The organism is Nitrospira sp. (assembly GCA_029194675.1).
Lineage (GTDB): Bacteria > Nitrospirota > Nitrospiria > Nitrospirales > Nitrospiraceae > Nitrospira_D.
Map to the genome: position 1 here is coordinate 960,305 of JARFXP010000001.1, position 25,042 is coordinate 985,346.

22 protein-coding genes are annotated in these 25,042 nt (G+C 59.0%); 4 read left to right on the forward strand and 18 right to left on the reverse strand.

Annotated features, from left to right (window positions below; translation table 11 throughout):
* Positions 1-302 precede the first annotated feature (302 nt).
* From P0120_04510 to P0120_04530, 5 genes are all read right to left on the reverse strand, one after another.
* Positions 303-950 (reverse strand): TMEM175 family protein, encoded by a 648-nt coding sequence (locus P0120_04510; protein MDF0673590.1) that lies wholly within the window; start codon positions 948-950, stop codon positions 303-305.
* A gap of 398 nt (positions 951-1,348) precedes the next feature.
* A complete protein-coding gene (locus P0120_04515) occupies positions 1,349-1,936 on the reverse strand; it encodes a hypothetical protein (protein MDF0673591.1) in 588 nt (195 codons plus the stop codon).
* A gap of 7 nt (positions 1,937-1,943) precedes the next feature.
* Entirely contained in the window at positions 1,944-4,478 is a 2,535-nt protein-coding gene (locus P0120_04520; protein MDF0673592.1) for a heavy metal translocating P-type ATPase, read from the reverse strand.
* 91 nt (positions 4,479-4,569) lie between these two features.
* Positions 4,570-4,800: a DUF5132 domain-containing protein gene (locus tag P0120_04525; protein MDF0673593.1), complete on the reverse strand. Its 231-nt coding sequence runs from the start codon at positions 4,798-4,800 to the stop codon at positions 4,570-4,572.
* Between the two features lie 190 nt (positions 4,801-4,990).
* Positions 4,991-5,245 (reverse strand): hypothetical protein, encoded by a 255-nt coding sequence (locus tag P0120_04530; GenBank protein ID MDF0673594.1) that lies wholly within the window; start codon positions 5,243-5,245, stop codon positions 4,991-4,993.
* 282 nt (positions 5,246-5,527) lie between these two features.
* Between P0120_04530 and P0120_04535 the strand changes: the two genes are divergently transcribed.
* Together P0120_04535 and P0120_04540 are read left to right on the forward strand one after the other, a co-directional pair.
* A complete protein-coding gene (locus P0120_04535; protein MDF0673595.1) occupies positions 5,528-6,298 on the forward strand; it encodes a ParA family protein in 771 nt (256 codons plus the stop codon).
* 236 nt (positions 6,299-6,534) lie between these two features.
* Positions 6,535-6,831 carry a hypothetical protein gene (locus tag P0120_04540; GenBank protein ID MDF0673596.1) on the forward strand — a complete coding sequence of 99 codons (297 nt, stop codon included), beginning with the start codon at positions 6,535-6,537 and terminating at the stop codon, positions 6,829-6,831.
* Positions 6,832-6,874: 43 nt separating this feature from the next.
* Here the strand turns inward: P0120_04540 and cax are convergent, their stop codons facing one another.
* Positions 6,875-7,933 carry a calcium/proton exchanger gene (gene cax, locus P0120_04545; GenBank protein MDF0673597.1) on the reverse strand — a complete coding sequence of 353 codons (1,059 nt, stop codon included), beginning with the start codon at positions 7,931-7,933 and terminating at the stop codon, positions 6,875-6,877.
* Positions 7,934-7,952: 19 nt separating this feature from the next.
* Positions 7,953-9,368, reverse strand: coding sequence for a TolC family protein (locus tag P0120_04550; GenBank protein ID MDF0673598.1), 1,416 nt, complete (start codon positions 9,366-9,368; stop codon positions 7,953-7,955).
* Between the two features lie 324 nt (positions 9,369-9,692).
* Between P0120_04550 and P0120_04555 the strand changes: the two genes are divergently transcribed.
* Positions 9,693-10,586: a hypothetical protein gene (locus P0120_04555; GenBank protein ID MDF0673599.1), complete on the forward strand. Its 894-nt coding sequence runs from the start codon at positions 9,693-9,695 to the stop codon at positions 10,584-10,586.
* Here the strand turns inward: P0120_04555 and P0120_04560 are convergent.
* Positions 10,583-11,473, reverse strand: a complete 891-nt coding sequence (locus P0120_04560) for a hypothetical protein (GenBank protein MDF0673600.1) — start codon at positions 11,471-11,473, stop codon at positions 10,583-10,585. The genes P0120_04555 and P0120_04560 overlap by 4 nt on opposite strands.
* An 800-nt stretch (positions 11,474-12,273) precedes the next feature.
* Between P0120_04560 and P0120_04565 the strand changes: the two genes are divergently transcribed.
* The gene (locus P0120_04565; protein MDF0673601.1) at positions 12,274-12,555 is read left to right on the forward strand and encodes a hypothetical protein; all 282 of its coding nucleotides are present in this window, start codon (positions 12,274-12,276) and stop codon (positions 12,553-12,555) included.
* Positions 12,556-12,924: 369 nt separating this feature from the next.
* On the opposite strand, the gene P0120_04570 is transcribed toward P0120_04565, so the two are convergent.
* The 10 genes from P0120_04570 to P0120_04615 all read right to left on the reverse strand — a co-directional run bounded on the left by P0120_04570 (position 12,925) and on the right by P0120_04615 (position 25,025).
* Positions 12,925-15,315 carry an arylsulfatase gene (locus P0120_04570; GenBank protein ID MDF0673602.1) on the reverse strand — a complete coding sequence of 797 codons (2,391 nt, stop codon included), beginning with the start codon at positions 15,313-15,315 and terminating at the stop codon, positions 12,925-12,927.
* Positions 15,316-15,472: 157 nt separating this feature from the next.
* Positions 15,473-15,946: a YMGG-like glycine zipper-containing protein gene (locus tag P0120_04575; protein ID MDF0673603.1), complete on the reverse strand. Its 474-nt coding sequence runs from the start codon at positions 15,944-15,946 to the stop codon at positions 15,473-15,475.
* 56 nt (positions 15,947-16,002) lie between these two features.
* On the reverse strand, positions 16,003-16,542 hold the full coding sequence (locus tag P0120_04580; protein ID MDF0673604.1) for a hypothetical protein: 540 nt from the start codon (positions 16,540-16,542) through the stop codon (positions 16,003-16,005).
* Between the two features lie 92 nt (positions 16,543-16,634).
* Complete coding sequence (locus P0120_04585) at positions 16,635-17,807, reverse strand: formylglycine-generating enzyme family protein (GenBank protein MDF0673605.1); 1,173 nt, start codon at positions 17,805-17,807, stop codon at positions 16,635-16,637.
* Positions 17,808-18,001: 194 nt separating this feature from the next.
* On the reverse strand, positions 18,002-19,942 hold the full coding sequence (locus P0120_04590) for a DUF3604 domain-containing protein (protein ID MDF0673606.1): 1,941 nt from the start codon (positions 19,940-19,942) through the stop codon (positions 18,002-18,004).
* A gap of 94 nt (positions 19,943-20,036) precedes the next feature.
* Entirely contained in the window at positions 20,037-21,017 is a 981-nt protein-coding gene (locus P0120_04595) for a HupE/UreJ family protein (protein MDF0673607.1), read from the reverse strand.
* Entirely contained in the window at positions 21,014-21,853 is an 840-nt protein-coding gene (locus tag P0120_04600; protein ID MDF0673608.1) for a peptidylprolyl isomerase, read from the reverse strand. Before P0120_04600 ends, P0120_04595 begins: the two co-directional genes overlap by 4 nt.
* A 39-nt stretch (positions 21,854-21,892) precedes the next feature.
* The gene (locus tag P0120_04605) at positions 21,893-22,669 is read right to left on the reverse strand and encodes a hypothetical protein (GenBank protein ID MDF0673609.1); all 777 of its coding nucleotides are present in this window, start codon (positions 22,667-22,669) and stop codon (positions 21,893-21,895) included.
* A gap of 101 nt (positions 22,670-22,770) precedes the next feature.
* Positions 22,771-23,481 (reverse strand): lipid-binding SYLF domain-containing protein, encoded by a 711-nt coding sequence (locus tag P0120_04610; protein ID MDF0673610.1) that lies wholly within the window; start codon positions 23,479-23,481, stop codon positions 22,771-22,773.
* Positions 23,482-23,675: 194 nt separating this feature from the next.
* The gene (locus tag P0120_04615; GenBank protein MDF0673611.1) at positions 23,676-25,025 is read right to left on the reverse strand and encodes an outer membrane protein transport protein; all 1,350 of its coding nucleotides are present in this window, start codon (positions 25,023-25,025) and stop codon (positions 23,676-23,678) included.
* Positions 25,026-25,042: the final 17 nt, after the last annotated feature.

Below are 25,042 nucleotides of genomic sequence, written 5' to 3' on the forward strand. Positions count from 1 at the left end.
AAAGCAGCCTGTAAAGGCATCGAAATCAGCCATCGCAGGTACAGCAGCCGCTGTTAGCGAAGAGAGAACGGCGAGGGTGCGAAAGCTGCCGGGAAATTGGAATCAGTGTAGTCGTCTATCGGCAGGGGCTTTCCGGAACACGGTCGTTGTATAAAAGAACCACGATGATCATAATGCTAACGTCTGTAGGGACCAGGCGTGAAGTGAACAGACCGATCACATTATAATATATGTCTGTTTCATGAAGACGGCTTCAAATCACCTTGGGGTGGATAGGGAGCAGGAACGGATCTGCCAGAGAATCAGAGGTCGCTCGCTTGAGGCGGGTGAGGGGATACCCTGCGCAGAAGGAACCAGTCTCTCAGTGGCACAAGGAGCCAGACTAGGAGCGCGACGTGGATGTTGATAAACGAAACGGCGATGCTGATCAGCGCAAGTCCAGGACCGGCATAGGTTGCCCACCAGGAGGTCTTAATCCAGACGCCGTCCCCATCTCTCTTCTGCCATTGTTCATTCTGCATGAGGTACTTTCCCAGCAGGGCCAGCGACAAGAAGGCTAGGCCGAGATTCGCGGAAAATACGATCGTAGCGATACGGTCTCCCTCGTAATGGCCGATCAAGGACGCCGCGTAGGGGGTGAGTGAGATGAAGAGCAGATGAGCCAGGTTTAACTGCAGAGCCCGGTCATCACATGTGGTCACCGCCTTGAAAAACCGGTGATGATTAATCCAGAAGTAGGCGATCACGATAAAGCCTATGACATAGGCGGAAAAGTTGGGTACTTGCGTCAGGAGATCCGCGATTAATTCGGGGTTGGTGGTCCCGGGAACCTCCGGAGCCTTGAGGTCCAGCACGAGGAGCGTGATGGCAATCGCGTACACGCCGTCCGCGATCGTACAGAGCCGGTCAGGCTCGTAGGTCCGTTTCAAGTACAGATGCAGTGATTTCATGGCCGGCCCTCAGGGTTGAGCGACGCGATCGCCCGGTGTGACACCGTCAGAATCAATCGGTCCCTCAACGCTCGGATGTCCCTGAGCCGGACGGCACAATGTGCGCGAACCCCCTACTACAGCTTGACCAATCCTCCGTAGCAGACTGTGCAGGGCCGACAACCCTGTCATCTGGGCTTTACCCATCGGAGATGACGCACATTCCTCACTCCCCTTGTTACTGATGATCTGCCCCACCTGCATGGGACTGACAATCATTTTCCGGCCCAATCCAAGAGTGGGTGGCCAGTTTCTGGACTAGACCCTACAACGGTGAGAGACGATGTCTCGGGTACAGTACGAAGGAGAGTCGGGAGAAACTCCGACCCGAGGCATCGTGCCAGAGTCTCGGAGAAGGTCTACTCACCTGTCTTGGAAACTGGTTTTCCGGCTTCAGCCTCTTGTTTCTCCTTCCAGATTGTGGCCTTGCCAAAACAGTAGCTTGAAAAAATGAGGAACGGGATACCTGGAAGCAAGGGCACAGGCACCAGAATGGCACCTATGATCATGCTGTAATATCCCAGTGTCCAGTAAACGGACTTGACCGGCTCTCTCGCCTGGTCAGTGCCCTCGATGCTTTGCAGAAATCGCCAAGGCTGAAGCCACGTCGTTGAAGAGGAGTCGGAGGAATCGATCGCGGGCGCTGAAGCTGCCCACACTGCCATCTCTTTAGATGTCTCATCATTCAATACATGACGAAGCAATTCAGCGGTCCACGTCTCTGGTTCGAACGCCACCGTCAAGCTCTGACATCGCTCGGTGACGCTCGTCTTGATGATTCCCGGCCTGGCAGACAGGACCGCTTCCAACCCGCGTGCCATGTTGGGACTGGTCTTGAGCAGGGGAACCCGGAACCGGACGCGCCCCGGAATCGAATGGACGATGTGGATGTTCCCGAATGGCTCCTGCAGTCCTTCCGACATGAGATGTATGCCCTGATTCGACATCGAGACCTCATGAGCCGGCTGTGACCGGTTCTCCTGGCGCGGGAAGCAGCGCTGTGTGTACGGGTGATGGAGAAATAATCTTGACCGGCTTCTCTTCCATGATGGGACGCAGACCGTTCATCGTGGCGACGATGGCTGACCCATTGCTGAGCAAGGTGGCTCCGATGGGTCCAAGCAGACCGACGCAGGCCAACCCCAGCGCAATCGTGTTGGGAATTGAAATGATCTTCCAGTTTTGCTTGATTAGGTCGACCGTCTCACGGCCGATGTCGATGGCGAGGGGAACCTTCCAGAGCCCTCCATGCAAGAGGACCACCGGCGCCGTCTCTCTGGCCGCTTCCGTGCCTCCCTCGACCGCGATGCCGACATCGGCATAGGCCAGCATGGGCGAGTCGTTGACTCCGTCGCCGACGACCGCGACCTTGAATCCCTCCTGCTGCAGTTTTTGAACCGCCTCTGATTTGTCTCCAGGAAAGACTTCGGCGACGAACTCTGTGATCCCGAGTTCCGCAGCGATTCTCCTGGCGACATCCTGGTGATCGCCGGTGAGCATCACGATCCGTTTCATCCCTCGGCTTCTCAATGCCTCAATGACGTCGCGCGCCTCAGGACGTAGCGGGTCGGAGACGGACAGCAAGCCGATCACCAGTCCATCTCGCGCCACGCAGAGCGGCGAAATCGCCTGTTGCTGCATCCGCAAGATATGACCCTGGACTTCCGGCGACAGGACCACGCCACGGAGCGTCATGAACCTGGGACTGCCGACGAGAACCACCGAGTCGTCCACAACCGCTTCAACACCGAGTCCGAGACTGTAATCCGACGCGGTCCGCTCGGGAATCGAGAGGTCTCTGGCCTCGGCGGCCCGGACGATGGCGGTCGCCACTGGATGAGTCAGCCGCTGTTCCGCCGCGGCGGCCAGCGTGAGCACTTCGTCGGCCGTCCTGGGACGAACCGGCACCACCTCCAGGACGTCGGGGTTGCCCGTGGTCAGGGTACCGGTCTTGTCGAAGACAACGGCATCCACCTCCGCGAGACTTTCCAGATGCCGCCCCCCCTTGATCAGTATGCCGTTCCGAATCGCCTTGGTCATGGCAGACAGGACGGTCGTCGGAGCCGCGATCCGGATCCCGGTTCCATAGTCGATGATCAAGACAGCGGCCGCGCCTTGGAGGCCACCTCCCATCACGGCGCCGAGGGCTCCTCCAGCGAAACTATAGGGCACAAGATCATTGGCCCACTTGACGGCGTAGTTCTGGATCTTGGTTTCGCGAGCCGGCGCGGCCTCCACCAGGCGCAGGATCTGGGCCGCTTCGGTTTCGCTTCCGATCCGCTCGGCCCGAACATAGAGTTTGCCTTCGCGCACGACGGTCGCGGCATACACCTGACCGCCTTCCTCCTTCTCAACCGGGACCGATTCGCCGGTAAGCGAGGCCTGGTCCACCAACGCTTTGCCGCTGAGGACGGTGCCATCCACGGCGATGCGTTCACCAGGATAGACGACCACGGTCTCGCCAACTTGAACCTCCACCACGTTGACGCGCACTTTTTGCCCATCCCGCACCACCCACGCCTCGATATGCTGGTACCCGAGGATTTCCTCGATCGCCTTCTTCGATCGCATCATGGTGAGGTCGCGGATCCAATCCGCGACGTTGATCAGCCAGACCATGAAGATCGCCATCGGGAAATTCCCTTGTACGACGAGCAGCGAGGTGGCCGAGGCGTCCAGCACATCGACGTTCAGCTTGCCGTCGTCCGACAGCGAGCGATGGGCCCTTTTCAACATCGGCAGGGCACTGATGAGCAGCAACAGGGGGACCAGCGGCGCTGCGAGCGGCTCAACAAGCAGCGCAACGCCGATGCCGGCGCTTGAATACCACAGTTCATCTCCGGCTTCATCGGAGGACGTGGCCGCCGACGAATCCGGTTGTTCCTTGACGGATCGATAGGCAATCACCTCGTGCACTGTCAGCGGCTGCACCCACGAGCTCAGCTTGTCGGCTGTCCAGATACAAGGATCGCACGTGACCGTGACACTGAAGCACCAATCGTTGACCTGGACGTCAGTCACGCCTGGTTGATCGAGGAGAAGCCGGTGTAGTCCCTCAGCGAGGCCGGGTAAGTGTTTTAACGCGGGAACCCGTAACCGTGCGCGTCCGGGAATCGCATGGACAACGCTCGTCGCGCCCAATGTCGGACCTGATTTGAGAGGTTCGCCCCCGACTTGAGATGGTGCAACGCTGTCGGTAGTGGAAGCGTCCTGAGTCTTCGGACTGTGTTGGGGGATCAGCGTGGCGAGCGCGTCTCGATCGGTCCCGTTGATGGGGAACCAGAGAAGACTCGCTTCAGGAGCGGGAATATCGTCAGAGCTGTACGTTAATGTATCTTTACCACCGTCGAGCATGCCGTTCGAGGCACCCTTGCCATGTGCGGTGGCATTGATCTTTGCGCGAGCGATTGTGTTTTTCTCCGTCTCAACGTTCGATGCGCGCTGCTTGCGAACTTTGATGACAGACTTTCCGGTCGTCGTGTCTCCCATTGGCAATAAAATCCTCCCTGGAAAGCGGCCGGCTGGCGCGTTCCGCGTTCTGGATCAACGGGTCTGTGCGGGAACTTCTCCGATGGTCCGGTCAGGTCTTGGGGTTGCTCTCAGTAGTCTGGTTTTCTGGGGTACCGTTCCCTTGCTGTTGGCTCTTGGACTTCTCCAAATCAGCCTTAGCCTCGGCGAGCAGATCTTTGAACTGTTCGCCTGTCTCAGAAACAAGTTCTGAGGCTGCATCAGCCAGAACGATCCCGCCCTTGATCAATTCCTTCGCGATGGGACGGAAAATAGCTCCGATCCCTGAAATAATGCGTTCCACGGCTGACCTCCATCTAGGACTCTCGGCAGGAACTACCGCGCCCTAACACACATTATTCATGACCGCTTCTACTGCAACTGCCGATACGCCGCTGCGACAACACCGACTGCCTGGTTCCAAAAGAATCAACGACCCACAGTCAAACCTGACGGTGTCTTTACAACCTGGGCTACATCGGCCCTACGACACCTTATTTACTCAAGACTGGTTCCCCGGATGCAGGCGCTGCCAATTCGTTCTTGGCTTCGGTCACAAGATCACTAAAATACCCACCAGTCCCTGAGAACAAGTCGGAGGCGGCCTCCTGGATCACGATCCCTCCCTTGATCACTTCCTTGGCCGCCCCGCGCAACACCTTGCCTGTGCCGGTCGCAATTTCGGGCACCAGACTGCTGGCTGCCACACCGACGACCACTCCGACGATGCCGCTGATAATAGTTTCCACGGTTCCCTCCCTATGTTATGACGTGATCAGTCTTTGTTGAACTCTCGATGTCTCTCAAGTTTCGTAGGTATTCGTAGGTACGAATGGCATTACCGATCTTAGGTATGAATGACAGTACCGATCTATAGCGCATCCACCCTGAGGCAGTCAAGAAGGCGCGGCGTACAAAAACAGTTTTCTTCAAATAATGACCGATTCTTGGTTGCCTCTGTGGGGCAGGTCAGATACAATCTGTTCGCCCACCTCGTCGAGGCCCCGAAACTTTCGTGACTCTCTCGAAACATGATCCGCCTCATTGCCATCATCAACCAGAAGGGCGGGAGCGGAAAGACGACCACGACAGTCAATCTGGCGGCCACGCTGGCAGAGCAAGAGCGGCGCGTGCTCGTCCTGGATCTCGATCCTCAGGCCTCCGCGTCGAGCTGGCTCGGAGTGAAGGAGGGCGGACGGGGGCTCTTAGACGTTCTGACGAACCGCTCACCGCTGGCCGAACTGGTTCAGCCCACATCGGCGGACGGCGTCGATATCATCCCGTCTTCTTCCTGGCTGATCGGAGCAGAGAAAGCACTTGCCGGCGAAGTGGGTGCCGAAGCGATTCTCCGGCAACGGCTCGGCGCACTCAAAGGCCCCTGGCAGTATATTCTGATTGATTGCCCTCCGGCGCTGGGACTGCTGACGGTCAATGCGCTGGCGGCGGCCCGGGAAGTGTTGGTGCCGGTGGAGAGCCATGTCATGGCTCTGGGCGGATTGGCCCATATGCTGGACACCCTCGAGATCGTCAAGGAGCGTCTCAATTCCGAGATTACTCTGGCGGGCATTGTCGCCTGCCGCGTCGATTTGAGAACCCGCCATGCTCAGGAAGTGGTCGAGCAGCTCAGAGGTCGTTTTGGACCGCTCGTATACAACACGCTGATCCGGGAGAATGTACGCCTGGCCGAATGTCCTTCGTTCGGCCAACCGATCACAGGATACGATTCAGCTTGCAATGGAGCCGAAGACTATCGGCGGCTTGCGACGGAAGTGATTCGACAGGAGCATGCAGCCAAACCCTAACCCACATTATTCATGAACGCTTCTGCTGCAATCGCGCATTCGCCGCTACGACAAGCCAGTCGGCGAGCGTGCTCGCCGCTTAGTTCCTCACCGTACTGTTTCAAGTACGCTTCGGTCCCTCGCGGCTGTGCTTGCCCGTCTCGCTTGGCGACTCCACGATTTCGCGACGAACCGTCATGAATAATGCGGGTTAAGTCCGTGCAAAAGAACCAATCACTGGAACAAGGAGAGATCTGATGGCAAAGCGAAAGACGATCCGCACCAATCCACTGGACAGTCTGGTCCCCGAAGCCGCACGTCCCTTGAAGGAATCGTTCAGCACGAGTAGTGCTCAACCGGCGGAGCGGAAGACAAAGCCGCTCGCGCAGCCGATCCAGCCTAAACTGGAGCATGCCGACATGCCACGGTCCATCGAAACTCCGACGCCCCCGCAGAGCACCAACCTGATGCACCGTATCGAGTCCCTGGAGCAGCGGAGTGTTTATATCGGATGGCTGGCGGGCGGAGCCATTCTCCTTGCGCTGCTGCTGTAGCGGACCGGGCTGTTAAAGGATCCGGACTCTCGATGCGTCTGCCTCACGCCGGAAGAAAGAAAAACCCGATCGCGAACATCACGTAGACGGCCATCAGCATCACGCCCTCCATCCAGTGACACTCTCCGTCGGAGGTCAGCCGACTGACGATGGCGACAGCCAGCACGATCGCGATGATCTCAAAGAAGGTGAAGTGAAGATCCATGGGTTGGCCTAGGAAATAGCCCACAAATACGAGCATCGGAGCCACAAAGAGCGCCACCTGCGTGCTGGCCCCGACGGCGATACCGAATGATAAATCCATCTGGTTCTTTCGTGCGAACCCCACGGCATTCATCGCCTCTGCGGCATTACCGACCAGTGCGAGAAAAATGATCCCGGCGAAGATCGGGGTGAATCCGAGCGACTCGGAGGCCGGCTCGATGGCTCCGACGAGGATTTCGCTCACCACGGCGATCACGACGGTGACACCGGCCAGCACGCCGATGGCTTTCCCTTTGCTCCAGTGGGCTTCGTGTGAGGCTCCGTGGGACGCCTCCGCACCGGACGTCTCAGGATCCTTCTGGATGAGTTGCCGATGCGTCTTGAGGGTAAACACGAGACTCAGAATGTAGGTGACAAAGAGGACGATCGAAATCTCCAGGCTCACCGCACGCTCCTGACCGCTTGCGAAATGAAACATCGCCGGAATCAGGAGTCCTATCGACGCCACGAACATGAGCCCTCCACTCATGCCGGCCACCGTCCTGTTGAAGTGCTGACCTTGCCGGCCCCAGCCACCGACAATCATCGACAGACCCAACGAAAACAGCGTATTGCCCAGGATGGACCCGGTGATCGAGGCCTTGACCACATCGATCAAGCCTTCCTTGAGGGCGAAGCTGGCGATGATCAACTCCGGCGCGTTACCAAGGGAGGCGCTCAACAGTCCGCCGATGGTGGCTCCCACATAGTTCGAGAGTTGCTCCGTCGCACGTCCCATGAGGCCGGCGAGCGGGATAATGGCAAGGGCGGAAACCAAAAAAACGGCAATCGGACTCGCCTCATACCAATCCAGCGCGATGGCGATGGGGATACAGATCAGCAGAAGGTTCAGGCTCATTACCAATCTCCTCCTCGCGTCAAAAGTTGATCGTGCGTCCGGTGTCCCGTTCGAGGCGGAACAGTGATTCGTAGTAGCCGAACAGAGCATCCAGATGATTGATTTCTGTTTCCCCATAGGAGCGGCGTGCGCTTTCCAAGTCGAGGATTCCGACTTCCTTTTTCGAATAACCCTCTTGAGCGGCCTGAAAGACCATGGAAGAGTGCTCGATTGCTCCATTGGTCGCATCGACCAGTTTCCTGGCGTGCAGGAACCTGCGGTATGAGACGCTGACCTCGTTCTGGATCAGCACCGTCGCCTTGTCCACTTCGGTTTGGGCCATCCTGATGGCCACCTCAGCCTCGACAATCCCTCCTTGATTCCTATCGAAGACCGGAAGCGGCACGCTGAAACCGATGCCCCACTGTTGCTGGTTGTCCGGACCGTGAGGACCCTGGACCATGTATCCCAGCTGGGCCGTCACGTTGGGATAGGGAATCACTCGTGCCAGTTTCAGCTCGGTTTTTCGTTTGTCGCGGACGATCCGGCGGGCCCGGATGTCCGGACGGTTTTCCACCGCATAGCTCACGAGTTCAGCGAGCTTTAGCTCCTTTGGGTAGAATATGAGGGGTGTTTCCAATTCGATTTCGACATCCGGGGACAGCCTTAAGAGGACCCGGAGGTCGCCTGAAGCGTCTTCGACGGCTTGCAGATCCTTGAGCACTTCCGCTTCCGTGTTGACGGTCAGCAGACCCAACCTCACCCGATCGACGTCGGAATCTGACTTCCTGCCAGGCCTCGATTGAAGCGATTTCGAAAGAATGTCCAGCGCCTTTTGGTCGATAGCCAGGTGGCCACGCTGTCGCTGCAGATTAAAATAGCTGTCCTTGAGCACAAACACCAGTTGCCGGACTATGTCTTCGAATCCTGCCTCTATGGATGAGGCTTCCAAGTCGGCAACCTTGATTCTGTAGCCTCGTTTTCCAGCCACTTCGAACAGTTGACTCACAGACGGACCGACCATTCCACAGTTGCTTATGTTGCACCCCTGAGTATAGGCACTCAGGGTGTTGACGTTGAGCGTGGGATTGGGAAAGAGCCGGGCGGTGATTTGACGGCCTTTGGCCGCATCAATTCCGTAATGTGCCAGTAGGAGGTCCAAGTTCTGTTTCAGGAACAAGCTCATGGTTTCGTCCACTGTGAGCTGCAAGACGGTGGGTCCCGGACGAAGGGGTTCGACTTTGGGTATCGGTTCAGCCTTGAACAACCCGTCCCCAAACAACCCTTTCTGGATTTGTGACAGCCAGTCTTCGACAGCTGACGGGATTTCGGATATCTGCGCCTGCCCGCTGTTTGCCGGTATGAGGCATGCCAGTGCAGTCACCACGACGAGCGCCGCCCAAGAGGCCGCGCGTCGGACTAACAGTCTGCCTGCTACGCGATGCAGCTCCACCATTGTTCACCTCCCTGATGCTAGGAGCCTGTCCGACATTGACCTTTCTACTGCGACGAACGATCTGCAGCCATCTGCGTCGTTCTCGGCCCGAACAAATCCTCAATGTATTCCATCGAATACACCTCCGGTTTTTCCGGGCCTGCGGCCTCGCATCTTGCCGCACCTCCTTCGCCTCGTCACGAACGGCAATGCCGGACTGGCTCCTAGAGACGGAAGGACAGCATTGCGAACTCGACAAGGGACGCACACATCGGATAAGAATGACGTCCGGCGGTCGCGAAGAAACCGGAACGATCGCGCGGGACACACGGGATTGGAAAAGTCATGAAACTGCTCGGGCGCGTCAATGAAGTCACCAATGTCACGGCGTTTGTCGAGTATTGTTCGGACGGTGATAGTGCTCGTCTGCACGGATTGAGGCGGCCGTTGTGCAATGCGCGCGCGAGGATTTGCCGGACGGACGGGCGCGTGCTCATCGAGACAGCCACGGACAGGACCGGCAACTTTCACCTTCATGTCGTCCCTTCTTCGGACGACCAGCTTTTTCTCATGATCGGCGCCGACCGGGATACCTCGGCATCCGGCGTGGAACAGCAAGAGGTCGGCTGTTGGTACCGTTCCGCAAGTTTTGTGGCTGCCGCAATGGATGATCGGCCACGGGAGATCGATGTCACTCGCACCATCATCCCGACCGCATCCGGTTTCAACGGCGCTGACTTGTCGGCGCTGCTCGCTCGTACAAAAGCAGAAGAAGCGGATCTTGAGTGGATTCGCGGCACGATCGCTGCGGCGAGCGTCGCACTCGAATGCGGCGGCAAAGGAGCGCGCGCGTCGGGCAAGCTGGTTCTTAAACCTGACATGTCTGGTGATCTATCCAAGGTCCTTGCCCATTCCATAGAAAATTTTCGCCTGGATTTACCCGGCCCATCCTGGTTGGTCGGTCTTGTGGTATCGCGAGACAACATCGAGGCATCCATTAAAGGCGGCCTTCAGGAACTTGCCGCCCAAATCGAGGCAAAACTCAAACTGAGCGCGCTTGATGCTTTTGCCGGCCACTTTGGTCCAGCTGACCGACGATCCGCCTCCACCCTGACACAAGAGGCGACCGTGTCCTTCAGTGTCCTGCACTTCTCGGCACCTGGAACTTCGCAAACCGATCACACCATTACTGCCGAAGCATGCCTCGGATATCCCAGAAATCTCCTCCGCCATGACTAAAACACGTAAAACATGTACCGAACTCCCAGCTCCACTCCATAGTTGAAGGCACCGGGGACGTCTCGTCCCCACAGCCCTACCCCCGGTCTGACGTAAAGCCGCCAGTGCGAATCCAGCCGTCGCCCACCCTCAAAAAAAAGCACCATCCCGGTCTTGGCGTTTTCCGTGTAATCTATGAAGAGCCGCGACTCAACGAACGTCCACCATTCCTTGGACCAGATTGTATTCACCCGCAGCCTCACCCTCGACTCGCTGCTGCTGGTCTCGTCGGTGCTCAACCCGCGGCCGGTCACAGCGGTCAAGTATTCAATCCAGAGAAACACGGTGGATTTCAAATCGGGCAGATGGACCGACCCGACGACCGCCGGTCCGATTTGGTATTGGTTCGACCCCAGTTGACTATTCGACGCCGTGGGGAAGTAGAATTCGGATCCGATGAAGAGGGATCCGTCGATCGAATTCAGGACGCGCCAGCCGAGTCTCGCCCGAAGATCGCCCCACCCCACCACCGAGTTCTCATTTGGATCCTTCGGAATCTGATAGGTGAAGGGCGCATCAACCCTCAAGATCACATTAGGAGCTAAGGGCAGGTTCACCCGGAAAATCTCTTGTAGCCTTTCGTTTGTCTCCCGGTTTTGGTATCTGGTTCTGGGGGATAGTTGTCCGATGATTGCGGTCGGATCGGTGCCGTTCTCTGCCGCGAGAACAGCCAGCATCCGCTTGATCTGCCTACGGCTCCTCTCTATCGCTTCGAGACCGCTCTTTTCCTGGAGCGAATCAGCCCCCTGCCCCACCTCCTGGACTTGCGGGCCTACGAGTTCCGGCTGGTCTGAGGCCTCCGACCCATCGACGCCCACCAGGATCCAGACAGCAACACCGACCGCCAACGCTGCCTCACAACACCGAGATCTCCAGATCGAGTCCACGCGTGAAGACCCCGTGGTTTTGGAGAGCGGCCCCGATCGTCCCCAAATTCGAAAAGGTGGCGTGGTAGAGAAATTCAATTTGATCGGCGAATAATAATCAACACCGATGGGATGTCCGCCGACACCGCCGCCACGAGGACAGCTAGGTTTGTGTCGGTATTTTTGGTTCTCCTTTGCCTCGACCTCCCGCAAATAGTGTCTGCAATATTCATCGGTACAGAGCAACGACCCGCCTTTCACATAGCCTCACCATTGGGAAACATCGGCGCGCGGCATGCGCGACGTATCACCGGACCTCCATCTGCTCAGCGGTCGACCCATTCGGTCCGACGATTCCCAATCGCCACGTGGCTGAATTCCTTTTTGTGGAAAGAATCGCTGGCGGCAAGAGCGTTATCTGGAACCGCTGCATACATGCGGCTCACGTTGCCGGCATGCTGATCGTATTTATACAATAGGAGCGAATAAAATTGGAACTATCAAAAATGACAGGATTTTCTCCTCTCCACGGGGGTGATTTCGACCAGATTTCACATCAGGTCGAGCATGCAGGTGAAACCTGTTAGGCGCAGGTACTCCTCGCCGCGTAAGCCATAACTCCGCCGCTGCAGAACGCGGATCTTGTTGTCCACACCTTCGCCGAATCCTAACCCACATCGGCGCCTTCTTCCACCGAATAGACGCAGTATTGTGTATGCTCGAGTTAGCTCAAGAGACCGCCATCCTTTGACAGAACTCTATACAGACTTTACATTAACCATATGAAGACTCTGACGATTACGGCTGCCAGAAAGAATCTCAGTCGTTGGTTGGCGGCTGCTTCTCGCGGTGAGGACGTCGGGATTATCTGCGGGGCGGACATCATCGCACTGCGAAAGGTCGAGGTAGAATCGACCGACTACGCGCAGCGCGAATACGGGGCGACACCCGAACAAGTCGCCGCTCTGGGGCAAGCCACGGACAGACGGTACCAGCGACTCAAGCGGTGGTCGGGCAGACTAGTTTCCGTTACGGCCGAGCAACTGAAGAAAATGCTTGGCTAGAGCCCTGACGATCGATCCGGACGACCTACGCCGGTTGCGAAGACTGCCACGTGCCGAAACGGTCCAGTGCTTGTCGGCGCTCTGTGAGCTGAGAGAAAGTTTCGGCCAACCGTACGCCCACTGCGGTCTGGGCATTCGAAAGCTGGGACATAAGCTGTTCGAGTGTCGGGGCAGTCTTGCCGTACGTTTCATCTTCCAAGATCGGCAGACCGATCTATTCATCGCCTTCCTAGGAGACCACGATGACATCAAATCGTTGCTCAGAAGCGGAAGGTATCGCTAACCCCGAAGGTATCGAGATTGATCGGCCTTTGTGTCTTCGTCATTGCCGACCATCCCGCACCAACCGGAATCCCACGACGAACCGGCCTATTGTGAAATGGTGATGGCGGCTTTGGCGCGCCGGATCTGCTCCTCATCTTCGGGAGTGAGTGGGGAGTCGCCGAGCTGGATGAGGACGCGATTCAGTTTGCCGGTGAACGCAAACGGCACCTTGTAGTCTTCGCTCACCGGGGTGCCGGTGTCCTCGCCGATATCCAGCGTCTCGTCGAGTGACACGCGGAAGGCGTAGGTACGCTCGATGCGGCCAGAGGCGACCGGCTTGTTGTCCACGGTAAGCGTGACGGTGCCACCTTTGGCAATGCCGCCGCCGTCATACTTGAAGTCCACCAGGATGACGTGCTTGCCGTGGGCGAGCTTCTCCTTGCCTGCGATGTTGAACCGCTGGACTCCCACGAGGTTGTAGTGGAACACCGGCTTGCCGTCGAGCAGATAGAAGCCCCAGCCGTTGAAACGTCCACCCTGCGTCGCGATTACGCCGTTGGCACCCTTGACGGGAATGTCCACGTCGGCGCCGATCTTGAACGACTTGTTCTTGAGATCCGGCGCGGTGCCTTCTGGGAGGCGCGTCATGCCGTCGAAGTAGGTAAAGACGCTGCGCCCGCGCGTGAGGCTTGGGCGGATGCTGACGTCGAAGCGCTCGACCTTGCTGTTGTCGAGCGGGAGGACGTTGTACTTGGCGGCCTCGATCCAGAACAGCTCTTGCAGCTCGCGGAGCTTGTCCGGTTGCTTGTCGGCGAGGTTCACAGCCTCGCTGAAGTCCTCGGCAACATTGTAGAGTTCCCACTTGTAGGCATCGATACCGGGCGACTGGCCCATGACCCATGGCGCGACAGCCGGGGTGGTGGCGGCGACCCAGCCGTCGTTATAGATGGCGCGGTTCACGAACATCTCGAAATACTGGGTGCGGTGCGTGGACGGCGCCTTCGCCTCATCGAACGTATACACCATGCTCACGCCCTCGATCAGCTTCTGCGGCACGCCGTTGAGCTCAGCGGGCATCGACAGGCCCGCCGCCTCTAGAATGGTCGGAGCGATGTCGATGACATGGTGGAAATGGGTACGGATGCCGCCCTTGTCCTTGATCCGAGCAGGCCAGGAGATGACCAGCCCGTTGCGCGTGCCGCCGAAGTGCGACGCGATCTGCTTCGTCCACTGGAAGGGCGTGTCCATGGCGTGCGCCCAGCCGACCGGATAATGGTTATAGGTCATAGGGGAGCCGAGCTCGTCCATTCGCGCCAGGACTTGGTTGAAATCCTCCGGAATGTTGTTGAGGATGGCAAACTCGTTGAGCAGGCCCTGCGGCGTACCCTCGGCGCTGGCACCGTTGTCACCCTGGATATAGATGACCAGTGTGTTGTCCAGCTTCCCCATCTCCTCGATGGCATCAACGACGCGGCCGATGTGGTGGTCGGCGTGCGACAGCGCCGCCGCATAGACCTCCATCATGCGCGCGTAGACTTTCTTCTGATCGGCATTGAGCGAGTCCCACGCCGGGATTTCCTTGGGACGCGGCGTGAGCTGCGTATTGGGCGGGATGATGCCCAGCTTTTTCTGTCGCGCGAAGGTTTCCTCCCGCACCTTGTCCCAGCCCTGGTCGAACCGGCCCTTGAACTTGGCGATCCAGTCCTTGGGCGCGTGGTGCGGGGCGTGGGAGCTACCTGGGGCGTAGTATTGCAGCCACGGCTTGTCCGGCGCGACCGCGTTCAACAGGCGGATGCGCGCGATGGCGTGATCGGCCAGGTCCCTGTCGAGGTGGTAGTCCTTGGCGTCATGCGGCGGCTCGATGGGCTTGGTGCCCTCGACGAGCGGCGGGTTCCACCCGTTGGAGTCGGCGCCGATGAAGCCGTAGAAATACTCAAATCCCAAGCCGGTGGGCCAGAGGTCGTAGGGTCCGGCCTGGCTGGTGTGCCAGTCAGGGACATTGTGGTTCTTGCCGTACCAGGCGGTGTTGTAGCCGTTCTGCTTGAGCACTTCGGCAAACGTGCCGGTGCTCCTCGGCATGAGCGAGTTGTAGCCGGGGTAACCGGTGCCGATCTCCATGACGACCCCGGTCGCGGCCGAGTGGTGATTGCGCCCTGAGAGCAACGCCGCGCGCGTGGGCGAGCAAAGCGCCGTGGTATGAAACTGCGTGTAGCGCAGCCCAGCCTGCGCCAGCCGGTCCATCGTCGGGGTTGGAACCGGTCCGCCAAACGTCGTGGACGCGCCAAAGCCGACGTCATCGGTCATGATCAGCAGCACGTTGGGCGCGCCTTTGGGCGCCTGGACCGGCTTCGGAAAGTCCGGTTTGGAGTCCTTCGCCGTGCGCCCGATGTGGCCCTTGAAGGGCTGTTCCGGCCGGGGCAGCACCTCCTGAGCGATCGCCCAAGTCGGCAAGATGAGTAGAGCGAGCAGGGCAAGACCCACGATCGGACGCGTCATTTGGAGGATCTCCTTTCATCCGTTGTCCGACAGGTCAGCAGGCCGGACATGATCCGGATCGTGTTGTCGCCCAGGCAGCGGCCTCTGCTGTGACCGGTCATCCCGATCAGTCGCAACAAGCAATCGTTTCGATTGCGATGGAGAGTCAGCGGCTCTCTTACCCCACCTTGTAGCCTTTGCCCTCTAGGCAGACGCCATAGGCGCGGTTGAACTCCTGCTGTTGCTGCTGCTGCTGGACAGAGGCCTCCTGCACCTCGCGTTGATATTCCATCTCCGCACGGCGACGCCGTATCGCGCCGGCCCCTCCCCCGACCCCCGCCCCGATCGCCGCGCCTTTAGCGGCATTGCCGCCGATCGCGCCCCCGATCGCGCCGACGGCCGCGCCGCGCGCCGCGCCGCGCACGGCTTGCCCTTGTTCGGGGGGCGGTGGTGCCGCGGCCATTGACGTCTGGTTCGGATCAATGCCCGTTTGCTCTTTTGCCCACTTGTAACAGGTAAACTGGTCGAGCTCCTGTTGATCCTTGCTCTGCCCCTTTTCAGGGAAGATGAACACTTGGGCATGGACGTCGACTGAGACTCCGATCAGACCGCTCAGCAGCGCCGTTCCGATAAGACACACGACAGGTTTCATAAGCTCCTCCGAATCGTACATGGTGATTTGATCATGATGCTGTGGTGATGGCCGCCTTACTTCTTGTCCGGGATTCGATATGTTAATGACGGCCATGTCGCGATGCCTTCACCCTCCTGTTCTGCGCTTTGGAACCCAGTGACCGTCGTGATCTGGCGGACCAAGATGCGTGAAATCATCTCGCCTTCTCCGGTGATGCCCTCGAACTTTCCGGTGCCCCCGACAATCGTAAAGGGTCCGCGGCAGCCTTCGAGATCGCCTTTGCAGGTAAATCTCGCATAGACGCGATTGCCCTCCTCATCGGTCAGGATGCAGCGGCCCTGCCCTGCCTTGGTCATCGATTTCAGATCGCCTTCGGCGGTTGCGGGACAGACGATGGACGCGGCGTGCAAGGCGCCTTTGCCGTCATCGATATAGAAGGTCCCGCTATACACGCCCACCAAGTAGACTTGGTCCTGGCCCACCGGAAAGGCGAACGACCGCCCATTCCATGTTGCCGCTGCCTTCACCGTCCCTTCTTCCGCACCGGCAACCGCGTCGACCGTCGCGGCTGCCGCAAGCATCGCAAGCACCGCTCCCATCATCATTGTTTTCATACTGCTCCTCCTCTGTTGTTCCATCGAACGTTCTTGTTGAAATCCATGATCTCACCGAGGATCGATCACGGTCCCGGCGACATCAAAATTTTTCAGTCCGCGCCCTTTACCAACCGGAATCCCAGATGGTTCGTGCCGGTGTCCAGCTCGCCTTTTCCTCGACCGCCTGCAATATAGCGCGCACAGTATTGGTCGGTACAGAGGAAGGAGCCGCCCTTATGCACTTTCTTCTTCACCCCTGGTTCGCTGGGATCGAAACTGTCTGTCGGCCCTCGCGGATTGCGGGCAACCGATCCCTGCGCAGCCAACATCCGATAATAGTCGTACCGATACCAATCGCTGGTCCACTCCCAGACATTGCCCGCCATATCGGAGAGCCCATAGCCGTTGGGTGAAAAGGATGCGACAGGGGCGGCATGCTGGTACCCATCCTCTTTCGTGTTCTTGTCGGGGAAATGCCCTTGAAATGTATTGGCCATGAACTTCCCCTTCGGTTTCAGCTCATCGCCCCAGGGATAGGGTTTGCGGTCGAGACCACCGCGTGCGGCTGATTCAAACTCGGCCTCGGTGGGCAGGCGCTTCCCGGCCCAGGTTGCATAGGCCAGCGCGTCTTCGTAGGCGATATGGACAACGGGATACTGTCCACGGTCTTTGATGTGGCTCTGCGGTCCCTCCGGATGGCGCCAGTTCGCTCCCTTCACATAACTCCACCATTGGAAATGATCGTTCAGTCGTACAGGACTGTCAGGCGGCGAGAAGACGACCGAGCCCGCTACGAGATTCTCCGGCGGCGCGCCGGGAAAATCCTCCGCCCGCGGCGCCCGCTCGGCGATCGTCACGTACTTGGTCGCCTGCACGAATCGCGCGAACTGCTCGTTCGTGACTTCGGTCTTGTCCATCCAAAACCCCTCGATGTACACCCGATGCCAGGGCTGCGCATCCGGGAACTCATCGGCGCCCATCCAAAACTCGCCGCCGGCTATCCAGACCATTCCGTCCGGCGCCGGGCCGGGCGGGGCTGGTTTCTTTTGCGTTGATGCTGGGACCGGTTGGGCCCTTGAGATTTCGACGGCAGAGGCCTCTTTGCCGGCAGATTGAGAATCGCGATTCGCTTTGGCGGACGAGATGCCCATGTCGCAGGTCATGGCGGTCGGGGCCGCTGACGACCGCGAACTGTCGTAAAACCAGTGCCAAAAACCTGCGACGACGAGCCCGCCGAATACAACCGTCGAAACCACCCATGAGAGCCGCGACATGGTCGGCATTGTCTCTTCTGTTGATCTGCTGAAGCAAGATCATTCTGCGGCAGGTTTCTTGAGACAAGCCACCCACTCGTGGCGTCAAGAAATGAGTTGCCCTTCTCACCAGCCGCATCCACGATACTTAGCCAACTCACCCTGCCTTACCTCTTCCGTGCTCCTTCCCTGGGAGGCGGAGGAAGCAGGAACGGCAGGCGACTTTATGGCGTGTACCAAATCGGCGACGTGTAGGCCCTTTCCTGAAGTACCATTGCGGTGCCCGGCAGCGGCTTCGAGCCGAGACGCTTCGCATCATAGGCGGTCCAGCGAGGCGTGGGAATTTCAATGACACGGGCATAATAAAACGCGCGCTGGCCTGCGTCGAAGTCCGGGTCCTTCCAGACCGTGATCAGTTCCGGATCGCCGATCGTGTTGGTCCAGGTGGCATTGGCCACATCCACCGTGTTCCCAACGGACGGCAATTTGCCCTCTTTTCCCGGCTTGCGCTTGTCGGCATCGCCCCAGACAACGTCATAGATCCTCTCGTGCACGTCGCCTTTTCCATCCAGCCACCCCTTGATGATCTGGATCCGATCCAGGTTGGCCCCGATGGGATCTTTCAACGCCGCAACGAGGAAGGTCGGGACCTTCCCTTTTGGCGCGTCAGTCAAATCGCCGCCCATCGGCACACCCTTGGTATACCCGACGGCTGCGGGCAGCCGATTGTGCATATCGGGGGACTCAAAGTCCCAGCCGCCGAAGAACCGCACGATCATGCGGGAACCGGTCGTCGCATAGGTCTCGCGGCGTTTCATTGCGTCGAAGATCGCTTCACGTGTGTTCTCCGTCGCCCAGACTGCGGCGTAGCCGGAGGCGGAAACCTCCCAATCCATGACTTTCACGCCGGTCTTGGGATTGCTGAAGAACGCCCTCGTCATACGCTCCGGGCTTGGCTCCTGCGGCGCCGTCTTGCCGAAGAAGTTATCCTCTTCCATGGCGGTAAGGCCGTTGTGGGCGTCGCTCCCGCTGACAAGGCCGAACTTGTAGGGGTTGACGCCGAGCTGCGCTTCGAGCTTCAGACCGTTCTTATAAGCCGAGCGCGCATATTCAAATTCAAGCATCTCCGGCTTCTTGGCTTCGGTGCCGTCGAGGTTGCCTTTGTCCCAAATCTCGAAATTGGCGAATTCATCGGTCGGCGAGAGGACCGGATGCGCCTCGCCGGTGCCCTTGGTCTGCGTGACTTCATACAGCCGTTCCCATTTCATGCGTGTCTCGGCATACTCGCGATCGATCTTTTTCTCGAAGGCCTCGACCATGGGAAACATCCGGCCATTGCTCACATTGCCGTTATGGGCGATGGCGAGCACTTCGCTCCCGGTCTTGTCTTCCGTGGCCGCCATCCACTTCCACAGATCCACCGGGTTGTCGCTGCCGAGCGGCTTCAGCGTGGTGAAGGGCTCGACCAGGCCCGCCTTCGCGCCGTTCTCGCGGAAGATGACGTTCCGATGCAGGTTGTTACCCCCCGTGTTCGAGGTCCATTCGTAGCCGATAAAGGCTGTAAACCGACCGGGATCGTTATAGGCTTCCGCCGCCTTGATGACCTCCTGCCAGGCAGAGCGATAGGCGCGGGTGCCCGGAAGAGGAAACCCCTTGGGAAGTTGTCCTTTTCCGAAGCTGACGATGATATCGATCGCAGCCTCGGCGCCATGGCCGGATCTGATCTGGTCGTACCATTTCCTGCCTTGTGGAGTGGCTAACAACTCCGGATCGCCGCTCATCAACTGCGGAAAGAATCCAAACCCGTCAGAGTGGTCCGACACCACCAACCAGTCGAGCGGCCGGGAGAGCTTCACCGGCTGGCCGGTATTCGACACGAGCTCCTCCCCTCTGGCGAACCGGTAGGCATCACGCGGCGTGAGCCGCGCGCCGAAGGCGCCCGCGTCCATTGAAAAAGAGGTGTGCAGATGCTGGTCGCCGAATAACGGTCTGGTTGGAAAATTGCGACCCGCATAGGGCGAATAGGCCGGCTTGGATGGATGAACCTTTTCAAGCGCGGCCTTGTCGGCCGATCCGATATCGCTCTGTTCATGCGCCAAGGCCCATGGAGCGGTACTGAGACCGACCACTAAGACCACGATGGCTGAAATACGGAACGATGACATGGCTACCTCCGTAACAGGCTGTTGAAAACTATTTCGACACCCTGAAAAGATGGAACTCGGGATGCCGCGGACCAGAACAGAAACATCCTGCTAGTTAGAACTGCGCTACACGTTGGATGACCCAGAACATCGCTACAGTCCCGATGGCGTAGGCCGGCACAAGCTCCGACCAGCTCGGGAGCGGCCTGCGGAGAAGACGGACGGCTGCCATCGCGCTGAGCACGGCGGCAACGAAGAGCAGTTGTCCGGCCTCGACGCCGAGATTAAAAAACAGCAAGGCGACCGGAATCTGTCCTTGCGGCAGGCCCACCTCGCTCAACGCCCCCGCGAATCCGAAGCCGTGCAGCAACCCGAAGGCAAACGCCACGATCCAGGGCGCGCGGGCCGTGAGCCCCTCCCGCCCGTTGCATCCGCGGATGATCTCGGCCGCCACAAATACAATCGAGAGCGCGATGACCGCCTCCACGGGCGCCTGCGGCACCTGCACAAATCCGAGCGTGGCCAGGGCGAGCGTAATGCTGTGCGCGATCGTAAAGGCCGTGATGGTCTTCACCATGCGCCATGTTCCTTGGGTGATGATCAGGAGCGCCAACACGAACAAGAGATGATCAATGCCCCGCAGAATGTGCTCGACGCCGAGCTTGAGGTACAGGCCTACGACCATGATGTCGGATTGGCCTGCGGGAATCACCGCCACCGGTTGTTGGGGTGTCAGCCGTTGCGTCCAGCTCGTGCCGTCGGCAAATTCGGCCCGCACCAGCGCATCGGTCATCGTTCCTTCCAACCCGACAAGGCGCACCGATTGGCCGCGCAAGGGGTCGATCGCCTTCATCCGCCAGGTCTGTATCGCTGCGCCGCCGGTCTCGCGCCTGACGACCGCTGTGGACTTTTCTGTTCGTCCTGAGAAGTCTACCGACAACGCCAGCCGCATTTCCCCGCGCATCGGCGTCTTCCAGAGCACGGCAAACTCGCCGGAGGCAGTTTCGTGCAGTTCAAGGTAGGCCGGCCGCACTTCATGGGCAGCGGCCGGAACGGTGAGGAATATCAGCAGCATCACGACGATGCCGCCCCTCATTGAGCCACCTTCGCGAAGGGTCCCATCAGCGGCCGGACTGTTTCATCGACGACTACCTCATACTTTTTCAACAGGCTGGCAAAAAACTGTTCGTTCGCCCTGGCTTGTTGCGCGCGGTGCCAGTCCTCCAGTACCTGAGTCCGCACCTCTCCGAAGGGGCGCACCAGTGAGCTCTCCCGCCCAGTAACCCTCACCAGGTGAAATCCATAGGCCGAGGAGACCGGCCCCAGCCATCGGTCCGGTTCCAAGGCAAAGACTTGTTGAGCAAACTGCCCCCCGAAGAGGGTTGACACCGTTTGCTCATCCAACGTTGCGTAATCGCGGTCCAGCAACGTGTCATCGCCCGATTGCGCGGGACCATGCAGGGCGACTTGGGCTAGTCCGGTTCTCGCTCCGGCCTCCGTCTTGAAGAAGATTTGCGTAAAAGAAATGCGCGCGGGAGTTCGGTAACGGGCCGTTTCTGCGTCATAGAGTCGGCGCAACTCATCTTCTCCCGGCTCAGCCAACCGAGCGGTGTCTTGCACGAGAAATTCCATCTTCTGCGCGAGCCGGCGGCGGACGATGGTATCGTTCTCGTCCAGCCCGATTTCTTTGGCTTCGCGGGCGAGGAGTTCTTCTTTCACATAGTCCGCGACAAGACCGCGAAGTTCCTGTTCGCTCGGCTGTCGCTGCCACTGCCTGGTCCAGGTTTCCGCGAGCCAGTTCACTTCCGCAGCGGTCACGCGCAACACGCGAGGCGGATCGCCGTTCCCCCGATTTATCCAGCCATGGGCGCCGAACAGCAGTACGCCCAGGATCAGAAAATGCACCAATGGTTCGCTGAACCAGCGTCTCATGACGATCCCGTTAATGCACTCCTGTCAACGTCCCACCGCTCATTTCATTCCGACCAAAACATCCTCGAGCGCCTTGTCTACGAAATCCACACGAATGATCCCATAGCGGGGATAGTCCAAATCGATGACGAGGTAGATGGTCGCGGTCATCACCAGCGCAAAGGCCAGCAGGTGCAGTCCGACTTGGCGAGTGTGGCTGCCGGCAATGACATATCCCGCTAACAGGGCACAGACCAGACTCAGCAGCACCAGCATGGCCATGATGAGTTTCGGGGTGTGCGTCATCGCCGCAGCAGCGCGACTGGTCGTCACGTCGATCATATGATTCAGCGGGGAAAGCACGACGTCCATCATCTCGGGATCCACCTCAGCAAGGGCGGTGACCGTTGCAGCCCAAATCTCCTGTTGGAGAGCACTCGCAATGGTCATTTTGTCATTCGAGGCCTCGAGGTCAGGCAAGGCCCGGTAGGCGCCGAGTCGCGTCTCCAGATACAGGCGGTACTTATCACGAAGGGCCGGCTGGCGGGTAGCAGGCAGCAGATCCAGACGCATGTAGGAGGTGCGGATGCTGTTCGCTTCCTCCACAACTAGCTGCCGTCGGAATTCAAAGCGATCCGACGCCCCTGAAAAAGTGAAGGCGATCATCAGGCCCATGAGTCCGAAGATCGCGGCTTCGACGGCAGCGAGCCGCGGGTGGGTTGAATCCATCGCGTCGGCCCGGTCTCGACGACCCAGCCGTTGCCCGATGAGCAGGCACAGGATCATGCCGACGAAGAGCCCGATGAGCAGTAGCTCCGCGCTCGCGTTGTAGCTCATGCTCGATAGCTGCCCTCTTGCCTTCCAAGAATCTCGATGATGGCGCTCCGACCCCTGACGATCGATGTCGCAGGAGCCGGAGCAGACCGATCATGCCCTGTTCAGAACTTGTCGGCCGCCTTGCGGAGGAACTCGGATTTGGGATTACTGACCGCGTGTTTGACGATGATGTCCGTCGGCCGCACGGGTTTCCCATAGTAGGCCGCGTTGGAATCATTCGAGACCGTAATGATCGAGCCGTCTACCGACATTCCGACGTAGGCCCCTTTCTTCTTGGCATAGCCGAGGAGGTCCGCGGTGATCCCTTTGACGCCCCCTCCTTCACCGACCGGGCCTAGCGCCATGCCGGCGTCAAGCCCGATTTTGAATTCGTTGCGATAGAACTGTTCCAACCCTCGCTGGGTCACCACGACAAAGATCATCTCCGAGACGTCGCCTCCGGCCTGCAGGCCGAAGCTGGCAGAGCCGATGTTGTAAAAGGCCGGCTCGGACCATTTCTTCGTCGCCTCATCACGGACGAGCAACACCCCGCTCCCTCCGGCCCCGCCGAAGATAAAGGCGCCACGGATGAATTGCGGCACGATGAAGAGGGCCTTGGTGTCCTCTTTCGAGTCACGGAGCGCCGGTCCCACGCTGGGATCGGTGAATAAATTTTGCAGCGTCACCTGTGCCTTGTCCACGAGCTGCTGCTGTTCCGTGGAATCAGCGGCCAGGGCGGACAGGGCTCCACCCGCAACCAGTCCTCCGGTAAAAACCGCTGCGACGAGAGCCCGAGTGAACGTGCCGAATCGCTGTTGCTCACAAAACCGCATCTTGGTACCTCCTTGTGGTTGACTGTCCTTTGTCTTGCTTTTGTTCATGCAAAACGGGACGGACCATAGCCAATAATAAAAGACGAGTCAATATAGAAAGTGTTAGGACATGGTGAAGCGCTTGGTAGTTCCGCGCTCGCGTTGTCACTCATCTCACGCGGCCCGCTCGATTTCCCGCCCTGGCCCTCGATACATCAACTCGCCTCCTTCGCCGATCCGGTTCCACCCGCCCCCTTGGCCCATCCGCCCGCCCCCTTGCCCCAGATGAAACTCACCTGAAAGAAATTGAGGTAGGTCCCGGGGAACGATCCGACAACCGCTCCGGCCAACGGCCCTCGGTTCTGAGCCGCCGGCATATCACCGGTGTAGGCCAGCTCGTAACTGAACGCGACGTTGAGAGTGGGACGGGCCTGCCATTCCGCCCCCAGCCCGAACCGAAAAACCTGTCCCACTGGGAGCGTGACTGTGCGGTCCTGATCCTTCACCATAGAACTGTCCCACGCAAAACCGGCGTTGACCAGCCACTTGTCATTCAGCTGATACCGGTTTCCCAACGCAACATGGTAGGTGTCCTGGTAGTTGATGTCGGTCGTGAGGCTCGGATTCACATTGCCTCCGGTGATCCCGATATCCACCTTGCCGAACTTGCTCCATTGCTGCCATCCGAAATCGAGCATCATGGCCCACCGGTCTGTGAACTCGTGGTAGGAGCTGAGCATCACGGATTGTGGGACGGTCATCCCGAGATCGATTTCGTTGCCCAACAGGCCCCGATTTTGAATGGCCACGAAGACCGGATTGGACAAGCCGGTGAACGCAGGGACGGTGCCGAAGTTGAGGCTGATCTGGGAATAGTAGGTCACGCCGATCCTCGTGCCCTTCCTCGGCTCATAGAGCAGGCCGAAATTCCCGCCTGCTCCGACGGTCGTGTCTCGTGCTTGGATCTCCCCATCGGGACGATTGGTGACGGCGAGCACATTGTTATTGATGGCGGCGTTGTAGTTCAGGTACCCGATCATGATGTTGGCCGCAGCCCCGATCGACCATTGCTCGTTGAGGCGATAGCTCGCCCCCGGCATGACGCTGACGCCGATCAGGGTGTTCTCAAGCGCGTAGTAGCGGCCGACCCACCCGGAGTCATAGTTCAGCGCGGACCCGAAATTCGAAAAGAGGCCCAGGCCCACTTTGACATCCTTGCCCAGTCCATGCACATAGAACGCGCTCAGGTTTGGCAGGAGGCCGACCGGATTGCCCCCATCGTTGCCGGACACGGTGGTGCCAGGGCCGGGGCTGAATCCTATGCTGGCATAGAGGAGCTGGGCGCCGCCTTGGAACTGGTTCCCTTCCAGCCGACTCATCCCGGCTGGGTTCTTCAAGAGCGTGGCCGGGTCCTGCGCGCGAGCCGCCCATCCCGCGCTCGCCAGACCGACGTCCGAGGTGGCGATCTCGTAGAGCGAAAGGCCACCGCCGGCCTGTGCAAAAGCCGGAAGCAACACTGCAACGGCCATGACTGTGATCGTGAGACGGCGTTTACGAATCGTCACGACTCACCTCCTATGTT

Coding starts and splice junctions, on each gene's coding strand:
- P0120_04610 (MDF0673610.1), bottom strand. CDS start 23,481: ATGCGGTTTTGTGAGCAACAGCGATTCGGCACGTTCACTCGGGCTCTC.
- P0120_04515 (MDF0673591.1), bottom strand. CDS start 1,936: ATGTCGAATCAGGGCATACATCTCATGTCGGAAGGACTGCAGGAGCCA.
- P0120_04510 (MDF0673590.1), bottom strand. CDS start 950: ATGAAATCACTGCATCTGTACTTGAAACGGACCTACGAGCCTGACCGG.
- P0120_04575 (MDF0673603.1), bottom strand. CDS start 15,946: ATGAAACCTGTCGTGTGTCTTATCGGAACGGCGCTGCTGAGCGGTCTG.
- cax (MDF0673597.1), bottom strand. CDS start 7,933: ATGAGCCTGAACCTTCTGCTGATCTGTATCCCCATCGCCATCGCGCTG.
- P0120_04580 (MDF0673604.1), bottom strand. CDS start 16,542: ATGAAAACAATGATGATGGGAGCGGTGCTTGCGATGCTTGCGGCAGCC.
- P0120_04570 (MDF0673602.1), bottom strand. CDS start 15,315: ATGACGCGTCCGATCGTGGGTCTTGCCCTGCTCGCTCTACTCATCTTG.
- P0120_04520 (MDF0673592.1), bottom strand. CDS start 4,478: ATGGGAGACACGACGACCGGAAAGTCTGTCATCAAAGTTCGCAAGCAG.
- P0120_04555 (MDF0673599.1), top strand. CDS start 9,693: ATGAAACTGCTCGGGCGCGTCAATGAAGTCACCAATGTCACGGCGTTT.
- P0120_04565 (MDF0673601.1), top strand. CDS start 12,274: ATGAAGACTCTGACGATTACGGCTGCCAGAAAGAATCTCAGTCGTTGG.
- P0120_04550 (MDF0673598.1), bottom strand. CDS start 9,368: ATGGTGGAGCTGCATCGCGTAGCAGGCAGACTGTTAGTCCGACGCGCG.
- P0120_04535 (MDF0673595.1), top strand. CDS start 5,528: ATGATCCGCCTCATTGCCATCATCAACCAGAAGGGCGGGAGCGGAAAG.
- P0120_04590 (MDF0673606.1), bottom strand. CDS start 19,942: ATGTCATCGTTCCGTATTTCAGCCATCGTGGTCTTAGTGGTCGGTCTC.
- P0120_04605 (MDF0673609.1), bottom strand. CDS start 22,669: ATGAGCTACAACGCGAGCGCGGAGCTACTGCTCATCGGGCTCTTCGTC.
- P0120_04600 (MDF0673608.1), bottom strand. CDS start 21,853: ATGAGACGCTGGTTCAGCGAACCATTGGTGCATTTTCTGATCCTGGGC.
- P0120_04595 (MDF0673607.1), bottom strand. CDS start 21,017: ATGAGGGGCGGCATCGTCGTGATGCTGCTGATATTCCTCACCGTTCCG.
- P0120_04585 (MDF0673605.1), bottom strand. CDS start 17,807: ATGCCGACCATGTCGCGGCTCTCATGGGTGGTTTCGACGGTTGTATTC.
- P0120_04540 (MDF0673596.1), top strand. CDS start 6,535: ATGGCAAAGCGAAAGACGATCCGCACCAATCCACTGGACAGTCTGGTC.